Here is a 19,436-nt window from a genome sequence, read left to right on the forward strand (position 1 = left end):
GCAGCAGGGTAGTTCGGCCGCGGCTCGCGCGGGCCGACGCTCAGCGGCCTGCGAGCGTATCCAGCGCGTCGCCCGTTACGCGAACGATGCGCCATTCGGGCAGCACGGTCGCGCCCATCTTTTCGTAGAAATCGATCGCGGGCTGATTCCAGTCGAGGACCGACCATTCGAAACGCCCGCAACGACGCTCGACGGCCAGTGCCGCGAGGTGGCGCAGCATCGCGGTGCCGAGGCCGGTGCCGCGCTGCGACGGCTGCACGTACAGATCCTCGAGATAGAGGCCGCGACGGCCGAGGAACGTCGAATAGTTGTGGAAGAACAGCGCATACGCGACGATCGCGCCGTTGCGCTCGGCCACGAGCGCTTCGGCGGCAGGCCGCTCGCCGAACAGCGCGTCGGCGAGATCCGCTTCGGTCGCGACGAACAGATGCGTGAGCTTCTCGAATTCGGCCAGCTCGCGCATCAGCGCGAGGATCGCGCCGACGTCGCGCGCTTCGGCCGCGCGGATCAGCGGCGCGTCGCTCACGCTTCCTCCGGCGGATCGGACAGCACGATCTCGATGCCGCCGAAGCGAGATGCGACCCAGTTGTATGCGTGACATGCGATCCACAGCAGCACGAAGCCGAGGATGGCGTTCAGCAGCAGCGCGCTCAGGATCGTGCTCAACTCGACCATCCCGTAACGGATGTACGCGACGAGAATGCCGAGCAGCACGATCGGCACGCTGAACGTCAGGTAGACGAGGATCAGCGCCTTCGCGGTCTGCCCCGCGGCGATCGACGAAATTTGTTTCTTCATGTGCGGATTGCCCCCGTAGAGATATATCGATAGTGGAATTCAGATCAGGCCGTCGAGCGGCAGGATGTCGACCGGGGTGCCCGCGTCGATTGCCGCGGTATCGTGACCCAGGACGATGAAACAGTTGGCGGCCGCGAGGCCGCTCAGCGACGCGGAACTCTGCGAACCGGCCGGCGCGACGTGCCAGCGGCCGTCGGCGGCGCGCGTCGCGATGCCGCGCAGGTATTCGGTGCGGCCCGGACGCGTCTTCAGCGCATGCGTGCTGAGCGCCGTGTACATCGCCGGCGGCGGCGTCTGCGCACCGGCCAGCGTCAGCAGTGCGGGGCGCACGATCGCGTAGAACGTCACGGCGGACGCGACCGGATTGCCGGGCAGCCCGAAGAACAGCGCGTGACCGGCGTCGCCGGGCGCACGTGCGAGCGTGCCGCACGCGAGCGGCCGGCCGGGCCGCAGCGCGAGGCTGGCGAACGTGACGTCGCCGAGCCGCGCCATCACGTCGCGCGTGAAGTCGGCTTCGCCGACGGATACGCCGCCCGACGTGATCACCGCGTCGGCCTGCGCGGCGACGGCGTCGCGCAGTGCGGCTTCGAGCGCGGCCGGGTCGTCGCGGACAATCCCGAGATCGATCGCGTCGACGTGCAGCCTTTCGAGCATCGCGATCAGCATCCCGCGATTGCTGTCATACAGTGCGCCGCGACCGAGCGGTTCGCCGGGCTCGCGCAGTTCGTCGCCGGTCGAGAACACGGCGACGCGCACACGCCGGCGCACCGTGACGTCGATGAAGCCGAATGACGCGAGCAGGCCGAGATCGGACGGCCGCAGGATGCGGCCCGCGGCGAGCGCGCAGGCGCCGCGCGCGAGATCCTCGCCGGCCTTGCGGCAGTTCGCGCCGCGCGCGATGTCGTGCGCGGCGAAGCGGATCGTGTCGCCGTCGACGTGCACGCGTTCCTGCGGAATCACCGTATCGCATCCGGCCGGCATCGGCGCGCCCGTCATGATGCGCACGCATGAACCGGCCGCCACGGCGCCGTCGAACGGATGGCCCGCGAACGCGGTGCCGGCGACCGTCAGCGCGACGTCCCCCTGCGGCGACGGGGGCGCGCCGGTGCTGCCGTCGAACGCATAACCGTCCATCGCCGAGTTGTCGTACGCGGGAATGTCGAACGGTGCGTTCACGTCGGCCGCAAGCACGCGGTCGAGCGCGTCGCGCAGCGTCACCGTGTCGCACGCGTCGACGGGCACCGCGAAGCGGCACGCGAGCGCCTGCGCGTCGGCAAGCGACAGCGGGGCATCGGAATCGGGTGCGGTTCGGGAGGCGGGCGAGGATTGCGTGATCATCAGTCGGACTGCGCCGCGAGGCGTATCGGGTTCGTGGCCGGTGGCGCGAGGAGGGTGCCTGGGCGCGTGTTTCGCGTGCGGTGGGCGCCGGGCGGGAACGGCGCGGGCGCCGTCAGCGACGGGCCAGCGCGGCGAGTTCCTGCCAGGAGTTGGCATTGTAAAACGCACGCTCGTCGCGAAACTCGACTTCGACCGTCTTGTGGCGTGCGTACCACGCACGCACCTTGCGGTCGCCGGCTGCAAGCCGCGCGGCGAGATCGTCGGCCAGCGCCGTGCGCAGCAGCGCGAACGTCGGCTGCGGCGAGCGCGCCTGCTGCGCGTCGACGGTTACCGCCATCGCGATGTCGGCCTGCTGCGCGTCGAGCGCCGCATGCAGCCGCGCGACCAGGTCGGCGGGCAGAAACGGCGTATCGCACGGCGAGCACGCGACGAGCGGTGCGCGCGCCGCCCGCATGCCGGCGAGCAGGCCCGCTAACGGGCCGGGGAAATCGGGCGTTTCGTCCGCGACGATGCGCGCGTCGAACGGCGCACCGAGCTCCGCATAACGATCGGCATGGCGATTCGCACTGATCAGCGTCTCGCCGACCTGTGGCGACAGCCGGCGCAGCACGTGCAGCGCGAGCGGCGTTCCGTCGAGCAGTTGCAGGCCCTTGTCGACGCCGTCCATGCGCGTGGCGCGCCCGCCTGCGAGCAGCAGGCCGGCGATCGAGGGAGAGGCGGAAACGGGCATCGTGCGAGGGTGGAAAGGGCGGCGTGCGTCAGCCGCCGATATACGACATTTCGACGCGCTTGCCGGCGCCGTCGGGCGAGGCTTCGGCCGACGCGCTGCCGCGCAGTTGCGAATAGCGGTCGGTGCGCGCCTGCCAGATGCGGGCGATCGCGGTCGCGATCTCGGCGTCGCTTGCGCCGCCGCGCACGAGCGCGCGCAGGTCGTGGCCCGTCGACGCGAACAGGCACAGGTACAGCTTGCCTTCGGTCGACAGCCGCGCGCGCGTGCAGTCCCCGCAGAAGGCTTGCGTGACGCTCGAGATCACGCCGATCTCGCCGCTGCCGTCCGCATAGCCCCAGCGCTGCGCGGTTTCGGCCGCCGTGTGCGCGTCGAGCGGCACGAGCGGGAAATGTTCGGCGATCCGTGCAACGACGTCTGCCGACGGCAGTACCTCGGTCATGTTCCAGCCGTTCGACGTGCCGACGTCCATGTATTCGATGAAGCGCAGGATCACGCCGGTGCCGCGGAAACGCTCGGCCATCGGCAGGATCTCGCCGTCGTTGGTACCGCGCTTCACGACCATGTTGACCTTGACCGGCGCGAGGCCGGCGGCCTGGGCCGCGAAGATGCCGTCGAGCACGTCGGCGCTCGCGAACTCGGCGTCGTTCATGCGCTTGAACAGCGTATCGTCGAGCGCGTCGAGGCTGACCGTCACGCGCGTGAGCCCGGCGTCCTTCAGCGCGCGCGCCTTGCGTGCGAGCAGCGAGCCGTTGGTCGTCAGCGTCAGGTCGAGCGGGCGGCCGTCATGCGTTGTCAGGCGCGCGAGGCGCTCGATCAGGAATTCGAGGTTCTTGCGCAGCAGCGGCTCGCCGCCCGTGATGCGGATCTTCTCGACGCCGTGTGCGACAAAGAGTCGCGCCACGCGTTCGATTTCCTCGTGTGTGAGCAGCGCGCTGTGCGGCAGGAACGGGTAGTCCTTGTCGAAGACCGCGCGCGGCATGCAATACACGCAGCGGAAATTGCAGCGGTCCGTCACCGAAATGCGCAGGTCGCGCAGCGGCCTGGCGAACGTGTCGGCCAGCGTGCCGTCGGGGGCATGCGCGACGCCGGAGACGTCCGGCACCCCGCTGACGTCGGCGAGAGGAATGATGCGTCGGGACATGTTGAAAGAAGTGCGAGCCAGACTTGTATTTTAGCCGCAAGCGGCCGACCGGGCCGGTGGGCGGAAACCCGCGGTGCGGACGTGAAAAAGCCCGCCGGAGGCGGGCTTTTCCTGGTCGGGCGATGCGCCGATTAGTGGTGCGTCGTTTCGACCTGCTGCATCGGGGCCGTATCGACCGGCGGCAGCACCTTGCGTTCGCGCGGCACGCGCGCCGGACGCGGGAGGCGCGACGCGGCTTCCTGTGCAGCGGCGAACTTGTCTGCGTCCGTGTTCACCCAGACGAGACCGGCCTGCTCCAGCACGACATCCAGGCTCGCCGAAGCGGGCGCGGCTGCCGGTTGGACGGGCGCAGGAGCCGGTGCCGGTGCTGCAACGGCCTCGACCGGTGCCGCTTCGACACGTGCCGGCTCGATAGCCGCCGGAGCGGCTTCGGTCGTCACGGCCGGTGCGGCCTGCTCGACGGGCGCGGACTGCGGCGCCTCGACAGCGGCCGGGGCCGCTGCCGGTACTGCCGGCACTTCGAACGCGTCGGTCGGCGAAACCGCGACCGGAGCCGGACCGGCTTCCGTGTCGACGGCCGGTGCGACCGGTGCCGGTTCTGCTGCTGCCGCGACGGCGACCGCGGGCTCGACCGGAGCGGCCGGAGCTGCTTCGACGTGTGCCGGTGCCGGCTGAGCTTCGACAGCGGCCGGCGCAGCATGCTGCTCGACCGCTGCTTCGACGACGACGGCGCCTGCCACGGCCGCGACGACTGCCGGTGCGGCCGTGTGGGCCGGTTCGGCAGCGGCCGGTGCTTGCGGCGTCACGGTTTGCGCTGCGGCTTCGCCATTCGGGCCTTGCTCGGCCTGATCGACGACTGCGCCGTCTTCGTCGCGCTCGCGACGACCGCCGCGGCGGCCGCGACGGCGGCGGCGACGTTCCTCGCCGTCACGCGCGCCGGCTTCCGCATCGGCTGCCAGCTCGGCGCCCGGCAGGGCTTCTGCAACGGCCTTGTCGGTTTCCGGTTCCGGATGGTTTTCGCCACGGGTGACGGTCTCGAGCGTGGCCGCATGCTGGGTCGGCTTGCGGCGTTCGCCGCGCTCGCGACGCTCGCCGCGTTCCTGGCGTTCGCCACGACTTGCTGCGTCGACGCCTTCCGGCTGCTCGGCACGCTCGCGCGGTTCGCGGTTCTCGCGCGGTTCGCGCGGCTCACGGCTTTCACGCGGCTCGCGCGGTTCGCGACCTTCGCGCTGGCCACGGCCCTCGCGACCTTCGCGGCCCTCACGACCTTCGCGGATTTCGCGACCTTCACGCGGCTCGCGACCCTCGCGCGGCTCACGGCCTTCACGCGGTTCGCGCGCTTCCTTGCCTTCGCGCTCCAGGCGTTGCGGCTGACCACGGCCTGCTGCTGCCTGGTCGCGGCCGCCTTGCGCCTGCTGGGCGCCGCCGCGACGGTTGCGGTTGCGATCGCCGCCGCGCTGCTCGGTCTTCTCGGTACGCTCGCGAGCCGGGCGGGCCGCCTGTTCCTTCGCCGGTGCCGGAGCAACCGGTGCGGGCGCCGGAGCCGGCGACATGCCGAACAGGCCCTTCAGCCAGCCGATGAAGCCGCCGCTTGCCGCGGCGACCGGTGCGGGGGCCGGAACGGGCTCGACCGGGCGCTGCGGCGCCGGGCTCGGGGCCGGGCGCTCGGGCGTGATGCCCTTGACCGCGGCTTCCTGCTTCGGCTTCACTTCTGCGGTGCGCTTGCTGTAGCCGGTTTCCGACTCGAGTTCGCGGGCAGCTTCCTCGGCCATCTTCCAGGACGCGCGCGGATCGTCGAGGCGCGCGTCGTCGTGGCGCAGGCGCTCGAGCTTGTAGTGCGGCGTATCGAGGTGCTTGTTCGGGATCAGCACGATGCCGACCTTGAAGCGCGACTCGATCTTGTTGATTTCCTGACGCTTTTCGTTGAGCAGGAAGGCGGTCACCTCGACCGGCACCTGGCAGTGGATCGCCGCGGTGTTTTCCTTCATCGCTTCTTCCTGAATGATCCGCAGGACCTGCAGCGCGGACGATTCGGTGTCGCGGATGTGGCCGGTGCCGTTACAGCGCGGGCAGGTCACGTGGCTGCCTTCCGACAGGGCCGGGCGCAGGCGCTGGCGCGACAGCTCCATCAGGCCGAAGCGGGAGATCTTGCCCATCTGCACGCGTGCACGGTCGTGCTTGAGCGCGTCTTTCAGGCGCTGCTCGACTTCGCGCTGGCTCTTCGCCGATTCCATGTCGATGAAATCGATCACGATCAGGCCGCCGAGGTCGCGCAGGCGGAGCTGGCGGGCGACTTCGTCGGCCGCTTCGAGGTTCGTGCGGGTCGCCGTTTCCTCGATGTCCGCGCCCTTGGTTGCGCGCGCCGAGTTCACGTCGATCGCGACGAGCGCTTCGGTGTGGTCGATCACGATCGCGCCGCCGGACGGCAGCGGCACCGTGCGCGAGTAGGCCGTTTCGATCTGGTGCTCGATCTGGAAGCGGGAGAACAGCGGCACGTCGTCGTGGTAGCGCTTCACCTTCGACACGTTGTCCGGCATCACGATGTCCATGAACGCACGGGCCTGATCGTGGATCTCGGTCGTGTCGATCAGGATTTCGCCGATATCGGGCTGGAAATAGTCCCGGATCGCGCGGATCACGAGGCTCGATTCCAGGTAGATCAGCATCGGCTGGCCGGAGTTGCCGCTTTGCGACGCCGCTTCGATCGCGCGCCACAGCTGCAGCAGGTAGTTCAGGTCCCATTGCAGTTCCTCGGCGCTGCGGCCGATGCCCGCGGTACGGGCGATCATGCTCATGCCGTCCGGAATCTGCAGCTGCGACATCGTTTCGCGCAGTTCCTGGCGCTCGTCGCCCTCGATCCGGCGCGACACACCGCCGCCGCGCGGATTGTTCGGCATCAGCACCAGGTAGCGGCCGGCGAGCGAGATGAAGGTCGTGAGGGCGGCGCCCTTGTTGCCACGCTCTTCCTTCTCGACCTGGACGATCAGCTCCTGGCCTTCGCGCAGGGCATCCTGGATGCGCGCGGAGCGCATGTCGATGCCTTCCTTGAAGTACTGGCGGGCGACTTCCTTGAACGGCAGGAAGCCGTGGCGGTCTTCGCCGTAGTTGACGAAGCACGCTTCGAGCGACGGCTCGATGCGGGTGATGACACCCTTGTAGATATTGCCTTTGCGCTGTTCGCGCCCGGCTGTCTCGATGTCGATGTCGATGAGCTTTTGCCCATCGACGATGGCGACGCGCAGCTCCTCCTGCTGCGTCGCATTGAACAGCATGCGTTTCATGAACGACTCCAGGCGGCTCCGCGCCGGCGCTTCGCGGTTGTCAGTCGCGAGAGCGGGAACGACGGCAGGCCGCACCTTGTTGTGTTGTCACGAGCACGCTGGAGCGGGAACGATGGCGGGGAGAATTGCCTGAAGAGGCGCTTGGGCCCGATAGACGGGGCCGGCGGCCGTAGGGCACCTGCGAATACGGCTTCAAAGCACGGCGTTCACACACCGCACGCTGCACAAAAGCGCGCTAAGCCTGAGTCCGGGCATTGCCACGGGCGCGCGCAATGCGTCGCGCGCGCCGACGGGCGGCAGATGCTGCGGCTTGGGCCGCAGCGGGGAGTATCGAATCCAGCCCGACTTTCCCGCTTGGGGTGTACTTCCCTGGTTTGACGTCGCCAAGCCCCGCACGCTTCGCGGGGCCAAATCGGGCGCAACGCCGTAATTTTCGCAACCGGCAGCCTGCGGACGCACTTCGCGCCGTCGGGCTGCCGATCAAATTCTTTTCAACCAACTTTCCGTTACCGCGGCGCCTTGCCGACCGAATCCGCCTGTGGGCGCGATCCTTGCCGACGGGCGGCGCCGTGCGTGCAACTTGCTGCATCTCTTTGATTAGGGGCGAGCAGCGGACCCCCGGCGCAAGTAAAATAATGGTTTCCGCTTGCACCTTGCCCGACTCGGTCGGGGCCGGCCGGTCAGGCCACCCTCAACGTCAGGCTGGGCAAAATTATATTCAGTATGAATGAGTTAGGCAAAATATCCCAGAATTCGGTCGCAAGCGGCCAGGTATCGATGATCGAGATCGACGAAAACTCGGCCGGTCAGCGGATCGACAACTTCCTGTTGCGCGTCTGTAAAGGCGTGCCGAAAAGCCATATTTACCGGATCCTCCGCAGCGGCGAAGTGCGCGTGAACAAGGGCCGGATCGATGCGCAGTACCGTCTCGCCCTCGGCGACGTCGTCCGCGTGCCGCCCGTGCGCGTGGCGGCGGCGGACCTCGCGCGCGCCGACACGCCCATCGTGCCGCCCGCGAAGTTCGACGTGCTGTACGAGGATGACGCGATGCTCGTCATCGACAAGCCGGCCGGGGTCGCCGTGCACGGCGGCAGCGGCGTCGCGTTCGGCGTGATCGAGCAGATGCGCCAGGCGCACCCGCGCGCGAAATTCCTCGAACTCGTGCACCGGCTCGACCGCGAGACGTCCGGGATCCTGATGCTCGCGAAGAAACGCACGGCGCTCGTGGGCCTGCACGAACAGATCCGCGAGAACCGGATGGACAAACGTTACTTCGCATGCGTCCACGGCGAATGGCAGCCCGACTGGGGGCGCCGCCGCGCGGTGAAGGCACCGCTGTTCAAGTATTCGACCCCGGAAGGGGAGCGCCGCGTGCGCGTGCAGGACGACGGGCTGCCGTCGCATACGGTGTTCAACCTCGTCGACCGCTGGCCCGACTACGCGCTCGTCGAAGCGGAACTCAAAACGGGTCGGACCCATCAGATCCGCGTGCATCTCGCGCATCTCGGCCTGCCGATCGCCGGCGACGCCAAGTATGGCGATTTCGCACTGAACAAGGCGCTGGCGCGCGCGAACGCGCAGCCGTCGTTGAAACGGATGTTCCTGCATGCGCACCGGCTGCGGCTCAACCATCCGCTGACCGGCGAGGCGCTGCAGTTCGATGCGCCGCTGCCGGACGAATGCCGGCGCTTCCTCGACCAACTCAGCGCACTGCGCGATACCGCCTGAACCGCATGGCTCGACAGCAATTTGACCTGATCGTCTTCGACTGGGACGGCACGCTGATGGATTCGACTGCGCACATCGCGCACAGCATCCAGGCCGCATGCCGCGATCTCGGCCTGCCCACGCCATCCGACGAGGCGTCGCGCTACGTGATCGGCCTCGGCCTGCGCGATGCGCTGCAGGTTACCGCTCCGACCCTCGACCCGTCCGACTATCCGCGGCTGGCCGAGCGCTACCGTTATCACTATCTGCTCGACGACCAGCGCATCGAACTGTTCGCCGGCGTGCGCGAGCTGCTCGCCGAGTTGCGCGATACGGGCTACCTGCTCGCCGTTGCAACCGGCAAGGGGCGGGTCGGGCTGAATCGCGTGCTTGACCAGTCGAAGCTGACGAGTGTGTTCGACGCGACGCGCTGCGCGGACGAGACGTTCTCGAAGCCGCATCCGGCGATGCTGCACGAGCTGTCCCGGGAATTGGGGCAGGACCTCGCGCGCACCGTGATGATCGGCGACACGACGCATGACCTGCAGATGGCCGCGAGCGCCGGAGCGGCCGGCGTCGGTGTCGCATACGGCGCGCACACGGCCGACGCGCTGGCTGCGCTCGCGCCGCGCTTCGTCGCGCCGGACGTCGACGCGCTGGCCGCGTGGCTGCGGGAGCACGCATGAGCGCGGCGCCGGACGCCGTGCGCGTGTGCGCATCGGACGCGCTGGCCGACGGCGGCGCCGGCGTGCGCGTCGACGCGACGCTGCGCGGCGAGCAGGCCGTCGTGTTCTTCGTGCGCTACGACGGTCGCGCATACGGTTACCTGAATCGCTGCGCACACGTGCCGATGGAGCTCGACTGGTCCGAAGGGCAGTTCTTCGAGTCGTCGGGCCTGTACCTGATGTGCGCGACGCACGGCGCGATCTACGCGCCGGATACCGGCAAGTGCGTCGGCGGCCCGTGCCGCGGCGGCCGCCTGCGGCCGGTCGAGGTCGACGAACGCGACACGCCCGACGGGCGTGCGGTATTCTGGGTGCCCGACGCCGACCTGCGTCCTGCCGCTCCCGCCACGACCGACTGACGACAACACTGCATGGCCGACCAACCGAATTCCCCCGATTCCTCCCCCCGTCCCGACAGCCGTGAACCGAACTGGGAGCGCGCGGCGCTCGAGCGGATCGCGCTCGCGGCCGTGAAGGAACAGCGCGCGGCGCGGCGCTGGAAGATTTTCTTCCGCTTCGCGTTCCTGGGCGTGTTCGTGCTGCTCGCGTTCGCGCTGATCGATTTCTCGAGCGATTCGAAATTATCGTCGAGCGGGCGGCATACGGCGCTCGTGACGATCGACGGCGAGATCGCGGCCGGCGTCAATGCGAATGCCGAGGACATCAACACGGCGCTCGGCTCCGCGTTCGACGACGACGGTACGGTCGGCGTCGTGCTGCGGATCAACAGCCCGGGCGGCAGCCCCGTGCAGGCCGGCATGGTCTACGACGAGATCCGGCGGCTGCGCGCGAAGCATCCGGACAAGCCGCTGTACGTCGTCGTGACCGACATGTGCGCATCGGGCGGCTATTACATCGCGGCCGCGGCCGACAAGATCTTCGTCGACAAGGCAAGCATTGTCGGGTCGATCGGCGTGCTGATGGACGGTTTCGGTTTCACCGGGCTGATGGGCAAGCTCGGTGTCGATCGGCGCCTGCACACGTCAGGCGAAAACAAGGGCTTCTACGATCCGTTCTCGCCGGAGACGCCGAAGATGGACGCGCATGCGCAGGCGCTGCTCGACCAGGTGCACGCGCAGTTCATCAAGGCCGTGAAGGAGGGCCGCGGCAAGCGGCTGCATGAGACGCCCGACATGTTCTCCGGCCTGTTCTGGACCGGCGAGAAGAGCGTCGAACTCGGGCTCGCCGACGGCTACGGCACGACCGACACGGTCGCGCGCGACGTGCTGAAGGCGCCCGATCTCGTCGACTATACGGTGAAGGAAAGCCTGACGAACCGCGTCGCACGCAAGTTCGGCGCGGCCGTCGGCGGCGCCGCGATGAAGGCGCTGACGGCCGGCGGCGCGTCGTTCAGCCTGCGCTGACCGGCGACGGGCAAGGGGCGTCCGGCGGGCCATGATGGCCCGCTGGCCGGCCGCGGCTTCAGTTCGCGAGCAGCAGGAAGATCGCAGGACGCTTGTGCAGATTCGGCGCAGGCGCCTTTTTCCAGTCCGCCACGGGGCGGCTCGCGATCGTCTCGGTCGCGAGGGTCAGGTCGGCCGCGACGCAGATCTGCGTCGACGGCGCGCAGGTCGCAATCAGCGTATCGAGCATCGCGTGATTCCGGTACGGCGTCTCGATGAAGATCTGTGTCTGGCGCGCCTTGCGCGACAGCTGCTCGAGTTCGCGCAGGCGTTTCGCGCGTGCGGCAGCATCGACCGGCAGGTAGCCGTTGAACGCGAAGCTCTGGCCGTTCAGGCCCGACGCCATCAGTGCGAGCAGGATCGAACTCGGTCCGACGAGCGGCACGACCTTCACGCCGCGCTCGTGCGCGCGGCGTACCAGCAATGCGCCGGGATCGGCGACGGCCGGGCAGCCGGCCTCGGACACGAGGCCGGCGTCCGCGCCGGCCAGCAGGGGCGCGAGCAGCCGGTCGATTTCGCCGGCCGGCGTATTGACGTTCAGCTCGCGGATCTCGATTTCCTGGATCGGACGCGTCGTGCCGATCTTCTTCAGAAAGACGCGCGTCGTTTTCGCGTTCTCGCCGATGTAATAGCCGAGCGTGCCGGCGCGTGCCTGCACGGCCGCGGGCAGCACGGCGGCGAGCATCGATTCGTCGCCGTCGCCAAGCGTGTTCGGGACGAGATAAAGCGTGCCGGCCGTCATGCGCGGTCTCCACGGGTGGTTGCAAACAGCGGATATTCGGCGGCGCGCAGCATCCGTGTGAGCGCGATCAGCGGCAGGCCGACGAGCGCGGTCGGGTCGTCCGAGTCGATCGCGTCGAGCAGCGCGATGCCGAGCCCTTCGGATTTCGCGCTGCCGGCGACGTCGTACGGCGTTTCCGCGCGCAGGTACGCGTCGAGTTCGGCCTCGGGCAGCGAGCGGAAGCGCACGCGCGTGACGATGTCCTCGACCTGCGCCTCGCCCGTGCGGCTGTCGTACAGGCAGAGTGCGCTGTGGAATTCGACTTCGCGGCCCTGCATCGACACGAGCTGCGCGAGCGCGCGCTCGTGCGTGCCGGGCTTGCCGATCTGGAGCCCGTCGAAGGTCGCGACCTGGTCCGACCCGATCACGAGCACGCCGTCCGGCGCGTCGATCGTCGCGGCGACGGCACGCGCTTTCGCGCCGGCGAGGCGCAGGGCGGTCGCGGCCGGAGTTTCGCCGTCGAGCGGGGTTTCGTCGAGGTCGGGCGACACGACGTCGAACGGCACGCCGAGGCGCTCGAGGAGCGTGCGGCGGTAGCGGGAACTGGAGGCAAGAATCAGCCGCGGCGGGCGGCAAACGGTATCCGGCATGGTCGGTTGGATCGGTGAGTCGTCGGGTGTTGTGCGGACGCAAGCTTAAGTGATTGACCGCAAAAGGTAAAACAGGTATGCTTTCCCGCTTTTCGTCGGCAGGCTTACGTGGTGGCGCCTGCCGGGTCTTCGGAAGTAAAGTACGTACCCGTACGTGAGTGAGCGGCGCCAAGAGCCGGATCCCGCAAGTCAGCCTGTAGGCAGGAGCGCACATGAACACTTCTTCTGGCAAACCTGCGGCGCCGCTTGATCCGCACGCGGTCGATCTGTTCGAGTTCGCCCGCAGCGGGCGACAGGCAGCAGGGGCGGTGCGCCTCTCGCAACTGCCGCGCATGTTAAACGAAGTGCCGGCGGACGCGCCAGATCGCGACACGGTCTTCACGTGGCAGGCGGAAGGGTTCACGCAGAAGGAATTGCAGGACGACGGCGCCGATGGGCAGCAGCCGTATCTGCGCCTCGCGGTGCATGGCCAGGCATGGCTCACGTGCCAGCGCTGCATGACCCCGTACGACCAGGCGTTCGGCGTCGACATGGTGTACCGCGTCGTCGCGACCGAAGAAGAAGCTGAAGAATTTCCGCTCGACGACGATGAAGCCGATGTGATCGTGGGCTCACGCCAGTTCGATCTCGTCGACTTGATCGAAGAGGAGTTGCTGCTTTCGTTGCCGCTCGTGCCCAAGCACGAGGTTTGCCCGGCAGTTCACGAAAGCCTCGTGTCGGGTGCGAGCGGTCCTGAGGAAGAGGCGGGCGAAGAGTCCGACGAAGCCGCGGACGAAGGCAAACGGCCGAATCCGTTCGCAGCGCTGCAAGCGCTGAAGAAGGACGGTGACGGCACCAAGAAACACTAAGCAGTTGTGGCGCGGGAAGGCGTAAGGGCTTTGGGCCAGGGTAGTTAAGCGCCGGATCGGGCTGTGTTAGAATCCGGAAAATTATTTAGGAGTTAGTCATGGCAGTCCAGCAAAACAAGAAGTCGCCGTCGAAGCGCGGCATGCATCGTTCGCACGATTTCCTGACGGCAACGCCGCTGGCAGTCGAGCCGAGCACGGGTGAAGTGCACCTGCGTCACCACGTCAGCCCGAACGGCTACTATCGCGGCAAGAAAGTCGTCAAGACGAAGAACGACTAAGCGTCAAGTCACGCGTTGCGCGCTACGTTCGCCGTTCGCGTGACAACTGGTTCGCTTGACACTTTCCTGGCGCAACAAAAAGGCGGCATTCAACTGCCGCTTTTTTGTGCCTGAAATTCGTCGCATTCCATGACCGTAAAGCTCACAATCGATTGCATGGGAGGCGACCACGGCCCGTCCGTGACCGTTCCCGCGGCAGTCAAGTTCGTCCGCGCGCATCCCGATGCGCACCTGATGCTCGTCGGCATCGAAAGCGCGATCCGCGCTCAGCTCAAGAAGCTGAAAGCCCTCGACGATCCCGCGCTGACCATCGTGCCCGCCACCGAAGTCGTGGCGATGGACGACCCTGTCGAAGTGGCGCTGCGCAAGAAGAAGGATTCTTCGATGCGCGTCGCGCTCAACCACGTCAAGGAAGGCGCGGCGCAGGCCTGCATCTCCGCCGGCAATACCGGCGCGCTGATGGCCGTTTCCCGTTACGTACTCAAGACGCTGCCCGGCATCGAGCGGCCCGCGATCGCGTCCGCGCTGCCGAACCCGACCGGCTACACGATGATGCTGGACCTCGGCGCGAACGTCGACTGCGAGCCGCAGCACCTGCTGCAGTTCGCGGAGATGGGGCACGCGCTGGTGGCCGCGCTCGAAGGCAAGGAGCGGCCGACGATCGGCCTGCTGAACATCGGCGAAGAAGTCATCAAGGGCAACGACACGATCAAGCGCGCAGGCGAGTTGCTGCGCGCCAGCACGCTGAATTTCCGCGGCAACGTGGAAGGCAACGACATCTACAAGGGCACCGTCGACGTGATCGTGTGCGACGGCTTCGTCGGCAACGTCGCGCTGAAGACGTCCGAGGGGCTCGCGCAGATGCTGTCCAACATCATCCGTGAGGAGTTCGGCCGTTCGCTGATGTCGAGGTTGATGGCGCTGCTCGCGCTGCCTGTCCTGATGCGTTTCAAGAAGCGCGTCGACCACCGCCAGTACAACGGCGCGGCGCTGCTGGGGCTGAAGAGCCTCGTGATCAAGAGCCACGGTTCGGCCGATGCCTACGCGTTTGAGTGGGCGATCAAACGCGGGTATGATGCGGTCAAAAACGGCGTGCTGGAGCGCCTCGCGCGCGCGATGGCGGACAATTCGGCGTCGCTCGGCGACGGCGAGCACGACGCGGGCGGCGCGGGCCATGCAAGCCCGGCCGCAGGCCCTCACGCCGAACCCTCCGCTGCGCAATCCTCTAAAGCATAAATGGCCCAATCGACTCTCTATTCCCGCGTGCTCGGCACGGGCAGCTATCTGCCGCCCGACCGCGTCACGAACCAGCAGTTGACCGATCGTCTCGCGAAGGAAGGCATCGAGACGAGCGATGCATGGATCGTTGCGCGCACGGGTATCCATGCGCGCCATTTCGCCGCACCGGACGTCACGACGAGCGATCTCGCGCTCGAGGCGTCGCGTCGTGCGATCGAAATGGCCGGTATCGATCCGCAGTCGATCGACCTGATCATCGTCGCGACTTCGACCCCCGATTTCGTGTTCCCGAGCACCGCGTGCCTGCTGCAGAACAAGCTCGGCATCAAGAACGGCGGCGCGGCATTCGACGTGCAGGCCGTGTGTTCGGGCTTTGCGTATGCGATGGCGACGGCCGACAGCTTCATCCGCAGCGGCCAGCACCGCACGGCGTTGATCGTCGGCGCGGAGACGTTCTCGCGCATCCTCGACTTCAAGGACCGCACGACCTGCGTGCTGTTCGGCGACGGCGCGGGCGCGGTGATCCTGTCCGCGTCGGAAGAGCCGGGCGTGCTCGGCAGCGCGCTGCACGCGGACGGCAGCTATTCGCATATCCTCTGTACGCCGGGCAACGTGAATCGCGGCGTGATCGAGGGTAGCGCGTTCCTGTACATGGACGGGCAGGCTGTGTTCAAGCTCGCGGTCAACGTGCTCGAGAAGGTTGCGATCGAGGCGCTTGCAAAGGCGAATCTCGCGCCCGAACAAATCGACTGGCTGATTCCGCACCAGGCCAACATCCGCATCATGACCAGCACCTGCCGCAAGCTCGGCCTGCCGCAGGAACGCATGGTCGTGACGGTCGACCAGCACGGCAACACGTCGGCCGCGTCGATCCCGCTGGCGTTCGACACCGCGGTACGCGACGGCCGCATCCAGCGTGGCCAGCACGTGCTGATCGAAGGTGTCGGCGGCGGCTTCACCTGGGGCGCGTCGGTCTTCCGCTTCTGATCCGCGGCGCGCGATTGCTGCGCGCGGATCCCATCGGCGCGCCGTTCGTGCGCGCCGTCCGAATCGATTCAATTGGGGACGATATGAAATTTGCATTCGTTTTTCCGGGGCAGGGCTCGCAGGCAGTCGGCATGCTCAACGCATTCGCCGATCTGGCCGTCGTGCGCGAGACGCTCCAGGAGGCGTCTGACGCACTCAATCAGGACCTCGGCAAGCTGATCGCCGAAGGCCCGGCCGAAGAGCTGAATCTGACCACCAACACGCAGCCCGTGATGCTGACCGCCGCTTACGCGTGCTACCGCGCGTGGCAGCAGGCAGGCGGCCCGGCGCCGTCGATCGTCGCCGGCCACAGCCTCGGTGAATACACGGCGCTCGTCGCGGCGGGCGCGCTCGCGTTCAAGGACGCGGTGCCGCTCGTGCGCTTTCGCGCGCAGGCGATGCAGACGGCCGTGCCGGTCGGTCAGGGCGGCATGGCCGCGATCCTGGGCCTCGACGACGACACGGTGCGCGCGGTGTGCGCCGAAGCCGCGGATGCGGGCGTCGTCGAAGCGGTGAACTTCAATGCGCCCGCGCAGGTCGTGATTGCAGGCAACAAGGCCGCCGTCGAGAAGGCGTGCGAGATCGCGAAGGCGAAGGGCGCGAAGCGCGCGCTGCCGCTGCCGGTGTCGGCACCGTTCCATTCGTCGCTGCTCAAGCCGGCATCGGACCAGTTGCGCGACTATCTCGCGAACGTCGACGTGAAGGCGCCGCAGATTCCGGTCGTCAACAACATCGACGTCGCCGTGGTCGGCGATCCGGCCGCGATCAAGGACGCGCTGGTGCGCCAGGCGGCAGGCCCGGTGCGCTGGGTCGAGTGCGTGCAGCACATCGCCGGCACGGGCGTCACGCACGTGATCGAATGCGGTCCGGGCAAGGTGCTCGCCGGCCTGACGAAGCGCATCGACGGCAACCTGACGGGTGCGTCGGTGTTCGATCCGGCGTCGCTCGACGAAGCGCTCAAGCTGGTGACCGCCTGACGCGGCGCCTTTTCTCAAGAGACGGATATTCGATTCATGGAAAAGACTCTCGATAAACAGGTTGCGATCGTGACCGGCGCGTCGCGCGGCATCGGCCGGTCGATCGCGCTCGAACTCGCGCGCCTGGGCGCGACGGTGATCGGCACCGCAACGAGCGAATCGGGCGCTGCCGCGATCACCGCGGCGTTCGCGGAAGCGGGCGTCACGGGCCGCGGCGCGGTGCTGAACGTCAACGACGCGGCGGCCGCCGAGGCGCTGATCGACGCGACCGTGAAGGAATTCGGCGCGCTGAACGTGCTCGTCAACAACGCGGGCATCACGCAGGACCAGCTCGCGATGCGGATGAAGGACGAGGACTGGGACGCGGTGATCGACACCAACCTGAAGTCGGTGTTCCGCCTGTCGCGCGCGGTGCTGCGCCCGATGATGAAGGCGCGCGGCGGCCGTATCATCAACATCACGTCGGTGGTCGGCTCGGCCGGCAACCCGGGTCAGGTCAACTATGCTGCCGCGAAGGCCGGCGTCGCGGGCATGACGCGTGCGCTCGCGCGCGAAATCGGCAGCCGCGGCATCACCGTGAACTGCGTCGCGCCGGGCTTCATCGACACTGACATGACGAAGACGCTGCCGGAAGAACAGCAGGCCGCGCTCAAGACCCAGATTCCGCTCGGCCGCCTCGGCAGCCCGGAGGACATCGCCCATGCCGTCGCGTTCCTCGCATCGCCGCAGGCCGGTTACATCACCGGCACGACGCTGCACGTGAACGGCGGCATGTACATGTCGTAACGATTTTCGTTTACTATCCGCGCCGTATCCCGTTTTTCAGGCGGATCGGCGCTTGATCGGCCATCAAGCCAACGCGCGTTTTGGCGTCAGCAAACCTGATAAAATGCGCGCACTTGTAAATCTGAACTTTCCCTCGGAGGGGTAATGGACAACATCGAACAACGTGTCAAGAAGATCGTCGCTGAACAACTGGGCGTCGCGGAAGCCGAGATCAAGAACGAAGCTTCGTTCGTGAACGATCTGGGCGCCGACTCGCTCGACACGGTCGAACTGGTGATGGCTCTCGAAGACGAGTTCGGCATGGAAATCCCGGACGAAGAAGCAGAGAAGATCACGACCGTTCAGCAAGCGATCGACTACGCTCGCGCAAACGTCAAGGCGTAAGCGCCTTTCGCGCTTGTTCGCCACGTCGCCGCGATCTTCGCGATTGACGCGCCATCCTGCCGGCTTCGCGCCGGACGGACTAACAGCCACAGGGCTCGCAGGGCTGGTTCCTGTGGCCACTGTGGCTTTTGTTTTTGTCATCCAATAATGGAAAAGAGGTTACCGTGAGCCGCCGTCGTGTTGTTGTTACAGGCCTGGGGCTGATTTCGCCTGTTGGCAATAATGTTGCCGACGGTTGGGCCAATCTCGTCGCCGGCAAGTCCGGTATCGCCACCGTCACGAAGTTCGATCCGTCGAACCTCGCCGTGCATTTCGCGGGCGAGGTGAAGGGTTTCAGCGCCGAGGAGTACATCCCGGCGAAGGAAGCCCGCAGCATGGATACCTTCATCCATTACGGCATCGCCGCCGGCGTGCAGGCCGTCAAGGACAGCGGGCTGGAAGTGACCGACGCCAATGCGGAACGCATCGGCGTGCTGGTCGGTTCCGGCATCGGCGGCCTGCCGATGATCGAAGATACGCACCAGACCTACGTCGATCGCGGCGCGCGCCGGATTTCGCCGTTCTTCGTGCCGGGTTCGATCATCAACATGATCTCGGGTCACCTGAGCATCATGTTCGGCCTGAAGGGCCCGAACCTCGCGGCCGTGACGGCCTGCACGACCGGCCTGCACAGCATCGGCCTCGCGGCACGCCTGATCCAGGCCGGCGACGCGGACGTGATGGTCGCGGGCGGTGCCGAATCGACGGTGTCGCCGCTCGGTATCGGCGGTTTCGCGGCCGCGCGTGCGCTGTCGACCCGCAACGATGATCCGGCCACCGCGTCCCGTCCGTGGGACAAGGATCGCGACGGCTTCGTGCTGGGCGAGGGCGCAGGCGTGATGGTGCTGGAAGAGTACGAGTCGGCGAAGGCGCGTGGCGCGAAGATCTACGCGGAAGTCTCGGGCTTCGGCATGACCGGCGACGCGTACCACATGACCGCGCCGAACATGGACGGCCCGCGCCGCTGCATGGTCGCGGCACTGCGCGACGCCGGCGTGAACGCGGACGAGGTCCAGTACCTGAACGCGCACGGCACGTCGACGCCGCTGGGCGACAAGAACGAGTCCGACGCGGTGAAGGCGGCCTTCGGCGAGCATGCGTACAAGCTCGTCGTGAACTCGACGAAGTCGATGACGGGCCACCTGCTGGGCGGCGCGGGCGGCCTCGAGTCGGTGTTCACGGTGCTGGCGCTGCACAACAACGTGTCGCCGCCGACCATCAACATCTTCAACCAGGACCCCGAGTGCGATCTCGATTACTGCGCGAACACCGCGCGTGACATGAAGATCGACGTGGCCGTGAAGAACAACTTCGGCTTCGGCGGTACCAACGGCACGCTGGTGTTCAAGCGCGTCTGACGCTGAA

20 protein-coding genes are annotated in these 19,436 nt (G+C 67.3%); 12 read left to right on the plus strand and 8 right to left on the minus strand.

Going from position 1 to position 19,436, the window contains the following annotated elements:
• Positions 1–40: 40 nt before the first annotated feature.
• From ACM6JT_RS00005 to ACM6JT_RS00030, 6 genes are all read right to left on the minus strand, one after another.
• Positions 41–526: a GNAT family N-acetyltransferase gene (locus ACM6JT_RS00005; protein WP_105390714.1), complete on the minus strand. Its 486-nt coding sequence runs from the start codon at positions 524–526 to the stop codon at positions 41–43.
• On the minus strand, positions 523–798 hold the full coding sequence (locus ACM6JT_RS00010) for a hypothetical protein (protein ID WP_006476519.1): 276 nt from the start codon (positions 796–798) through the stop codon (positions 523–525). The genes ACM6JT_RS00005 and ACM6JT_RS00010 overlap by 4 nt, the downstream gene beginning before the upstream one ends.
• Positions 799–837: 39 nt before the next feature.
• Entirely contained in the window at positions 838–2,136 is a 1,299-nt protein-coding gene (gene glp / locus ACM6JT_RS00015) for a gephyrin-like molybdotransferase Glp (RefSeq protein WP_414855754.1), read from the minus strand.
• 112 nt (positions 2,137–2,248) lie between these two features.
• Entirely contained in the window at positions 2,249–2,866 is a 618-nt protein-coding gene (gene mobA / locus ACM6JT_RS00020; protein WP_034183083.1) for a molybdenum cofactor guanylyltransferase MobA, read from the minus strand.
• A gap of 28 nt (positions 2,867–2,894) precedes the next feature.
• On the minus strand, positions 2,895–4,007 hold the full coding sequence (moaA, locus tag ACM6JT_RS00025) for a GTP 3',8-cyclase MoaA (protein ID WP_414855755.1): 1,113 nt from the start codon (positions 4,005–4,007) through the stop codon (positions 2,895–2,897).
• A gap of 131 nt (positions 4,008–4,138) precedes the next feature.
• Positions 4,139–7,288 carry an Rne/Rng family ribonuclease gene (locus ACM6JT_RS00030; protein WP_414855756.1) on the minus strand — a complete coding sequence of 1,050 codons (3,150 nt, stop codon included), beginning with the start codon at positions 7,286–7,288 and terminating at the stop codon, positions 4,139–4,141.
• Positions 7,289–8,011: 723 nt separating this feature from the next.
• Here ACM6JT_RS00030 and ACM6JT_RS00035 point away from each other — a divergent pair.
• From ACM6JT_RS00035 to ACM6JT_RS00050, 4 genes are read left to right on the plus strand one after another with little or no spacing between them, the layout of a single operon-like run.
• Positions 8,012–9,016, plus strand: coding sequence for an RluA family pseudouridine synthase (locus ACM6JT_RS00035; protein ID WP_034183085.1), 1,005 nt, complete (start codon positions 8,012–8,014; stop codon positions 9,014–9,016).
• A gap of 5 nt (positions 9,017–9,021) precedes the next feature.
• On the plus strand, positions 9,022–9,681 hold the full coding sequence (locus ACM6JT_RS00040; protein ID WP_034183086.1) for an HAD-IA family hydrolase: 660 nt from the start codon (positions 9,022–9,024) through the stop codon (positions 9,679–9,681).
• Entirely contained in the window at positions 9,678–10,079 is a 402-nt protein-coding gene (locus tag ACM6JT_RS00045) for a Rieske (2Fe-2S) protein (RefSeq protein WP_034183087.1), read from the plus strand. Before ACM6JT_RS00040 ends, ACM6JT_RS00045 begins: the two co-directional genes overlap by 4 nt.
• A gap of 12 nt (positions 10,080–10,091) precedes the next feature.
• The gene (locus ACM6JT_RS00050; protein ID WP_034183088.1) at positions 10,092–11,084 is read left to right on the plus strand and encodes a S49 family peptidase; all 993 of its coding nucleotides are present in this window, start codon (positions 10,092–10,094) and stop codon (positions 11,082–11,084) included.
• A gap of 58 nt (positions 11,085–11,142) precedes the next feature.
• Here ACM6JT_RS00050 and ACM6JT_RS00055 read toward each other — a convergent pair whose 3' ends face one another.
• Together ACM6JT_RS00055 and ACM6JT_RS00060 are read right to left on the minus strand one after the other, a co-directional pair.
• Complete coding sequence (locus ACM6JT_RS00055; protein WP_414855757.1) at positions 11,143–11,865, minus strand: SAM-dependent methyltransferase; 723 nt, start codon at positions 11,863–11,865, stop codon at positions 11,143–11,145.
• A complete protein-coding gene (locus ACM6JT_RS00060; protein ID WP_034183090.1) occupies positions 11,862–12,494 on the minus strand; it encodes a Maf-like protein in 633 nt (210 codons plus the stop codon). The genes ACM6JT_RS00055 and ACM6JT_RS00060 overlap by 4 nt, the downstream gene beginning before the upstream one ends.
• Before the next feature lie 212 nt (positions 12,495–12,706).
• Between ACM6JT_RS00060 and ACM6JT_RS00065 the strand changes: the two genes are divergently transcribed.
• The 8 genes from ACM6JT_RS00065 (at position 12,707) to fabF (ending at position 19,429) form a co-directional block, all read left to right on the plus strand.
• Positions 12,707–13,342 (plus strand): DUF177 domain-containing protein, encoded by a 636-nt coding sequence (locus ACM6JT_RS00065; RefSeq protein ID WP_034183091.1) that lies wholly within the window; start codon positions 12,707–12,709, stop codon positions 13,340–13,342.
• Between the two features lie 98 nt (positions 13,343–13,440).
• Positions 13,441–13,620, plus strand: coding sequence for a 50S ribosomal protein L32 (rpmF, locus tag ACM6JT_RS00070; protein ID WP_006759765.1), 180 nt, complete (start codon positions 13,441–13,443; stop codon positions 13,618–13,620).
• A gap of 129 nt (positions 13,621–13,749) precedes the next feature.
• On the plus strand, positions 13,750–14,856 hold the full coding sequence (gene plsX / locus ACM6JT_RS00075; RefSeq protein ID WP_034183092.1) for a phosphate acyltransferase PlsX: 1,107 nt from the start codon (positions 13,750–13,752) through the stop codon (positions 14,854–14,856).
• A complete protein-coding gene (locus ACM6JT_RS00080; protein WP_414855758.1) occupies positions 14,857–15,846 on the plus strand; it encodes a beta-ketoacyl-ACP synthase III in 990 nt (329 codons plus the stop codon).
• An 83-nt stretch (positions 15,847–15,929) separates the two neighbouring features.
• Positions 15,930–16,862 (plus strand): ACP S-malonyltransferase, encoded by a 933-nt coding sequence (gene fabD / locus ACM6JT_RS00085; RefSeq protein ID WP_105390792.1) that lies wholly within the window; start codon positions 15,930–15,932, stop codon positions 16,860–16,862.
• Between the two features lie 36 nt (positions 16,863–16,898).
• Entirely contained in the window at positions 16,899–17,648 is a 750-nt protein-coding gene (gene fabG, locus ACM6JT_RS00090) for a 3-oxoacyl-ACP reductase FabG (protein ID WP_034183095.1), read from the plus strand.
• Between the two features lie 144 nt (positions 17,649–17,792).
• Positions 17,793–18,032 carry an acyl carrier protein gene (gene acpP / locus ACM6JT_RS00095; protein ID WP_004197638.1) on the plus strand — a complete coding sequence of 80 codons (240 nt, stop codon included), beginning with the start codon at positions 17,793–17,795 and terminating at the stop codon, positions 18,030–18,032.
• A 164-nt stretch (positions 18,033–18,196) separates the two neighbouring features.
• A complete protein-coding gene (gene fabF / locus ACM6JT_RS00100) occupies positions 18,197–19,429 on the plus strand; it encodes a beta-ketoacyl-ACP synthase II (protein WP_034183096.1) in 1,233 nt (410 codons plus the stop codon).
• Positions 19,430–19,436 lie beyond the last annotated feature (7 nt).

Source organism: Burkholderia sp. IT-111MI5 (assembly GCF_949752865.1).
GTDB classification, from domain to species: Bacteria; Pseudomonadota; Gammaproteobacteria; order Burkholderiales; family Burkholderiaceae; genus Burkholderia; species Burkholderia pyrrocinia_C.

Excerpts from the sequence above, each read along its gene's own strand:
- ACM6JT_RS00065 (WP_034183091.1), top strand. The coding sequence starts at position 12,707 with ATGAACACTTCTTCTGGCAAACCTGCGGCGCCGCTTGATCCGCACGCG.
- rpmF (WP_006759765.1), top strand. The coding sequence starts at position 13,441 with ATGGCAGTCCAGCAAAACAAGAAGTCGCCGTCGAAGCGCGGCATGCAT.
- moaA (WP_414855755.1), bottom strand. The coding sequence starts at position 4,007 with ATGTCCCGACGCATCATTCCTCTCGCCGACGTCAGCGGGGTGCCGGAC.
- ACM6JT_RS00010 (WP_006476519.1), bottom strand. The coding sequence starts at position 798 with ATGAAGAAACAAATTTCGTCGATCGCCGCGGGGCAGACCGCGAAGGCG.
- ACM6JT_RS00050 (WP_034183088.1), top strand. The coding sequence starts at position 10,092 with ATGGCCGACCAACCGAATTCCCCCGATTCCTCCCCCCGTCCCGACAGC.
- ACM6JT_RS00030 (WP_414855756.1), bottom strand. The coding sequence starts at position 7,288 with ATGAAACGCATGCTGTTCAATGCGACGCAGCAGGAGGAGCTGCGCGTC.
- ACM6JT_RS00045 (WP_034183087.1), top strand. The coding sequence starts at position 9,678 with ATGAGCGCGGCGCCGGACGCCGTGCGCGTGTGCGCATCGGACGCGCTG.
- acpP (WP_004197638.1), top strand. The coding sequence starts at position 17,793 with ATGGACAACATCGAACAACGTGTCAAGAAGATCGTCGCTGAACAACTG.
- ACM6JT_RS00060 (WP_034183090.1), bottom strand. The coding sequence starts at position 12,494 with ATGCCGGATACCGTTTGCCGCCCGCCGCGGCTGATTCTTGCCTCCAGT.
- fabG (WP_034183095.1), top strand. The coding sequence starts at position 16,899 with ATGGAAAAGACTCTCGATAAACAGGTTGCGATCGTGACCGGCGCGTCG.
- ACM6JT_RS00040 (WP_034183086.1), top strand. The coding sequence starts at position 9,022 with ATGGCTCGACAGCAATTTGACCTGATCGTCTTCGACTGGGACGGCACG.
- fabD (WP_105390792.1), top strand. The coding sequence starts at position 15,930 with ATGAAATTTGCATTCGTTTTTCCGGGGCAGGGCTCGCAGGCAGTCGGC.
- mobA (WP_034183083.1), bottom strand. The coding sequence starts at position 2,866 with ATGCCCGTTTCCGCCTCTCCCTCGATCGCCGGCCTGCTGCTCGCAGGC.
- glp (WP_414855754.1), bottom strand. The coding sequence starts at position 2,136 with ATGATCACGCAATCCTCGCCCGCCTCCCGAACCGCACCCGATTCCGAT.
- ACM6JT_RS00080 (WP_414855758.1), top strand. The coding sequence starts at position 14,857 with ATGGCCCAATCGACTCTCTATTCCCGCGTGCTCGGCACGGGCAGCTAT.
- ACM6JT_RS00035 (WP_034183085.1), top strand. The coding sequence starts at position 8,012 with ATGAATGAGTTAGGCAAAATATCCCAGAATTCGGTCGCAAGCGGCCAG.
- plsX (WP_034183092.1), top strand. The coding sequence starts at position 13,750 with ATGACCGTAAAGCTCACAATCGATTGCATGGGAGGCGACCACGGCCCG.
- ACM6JT_RS00055 (WP_414855757.1), bottom strand. The coding sequence starts at position 11,865 with ATGACGGCCGGCACGCTTTATCTCGTCCCGAACACGCTTGGCGACGGC.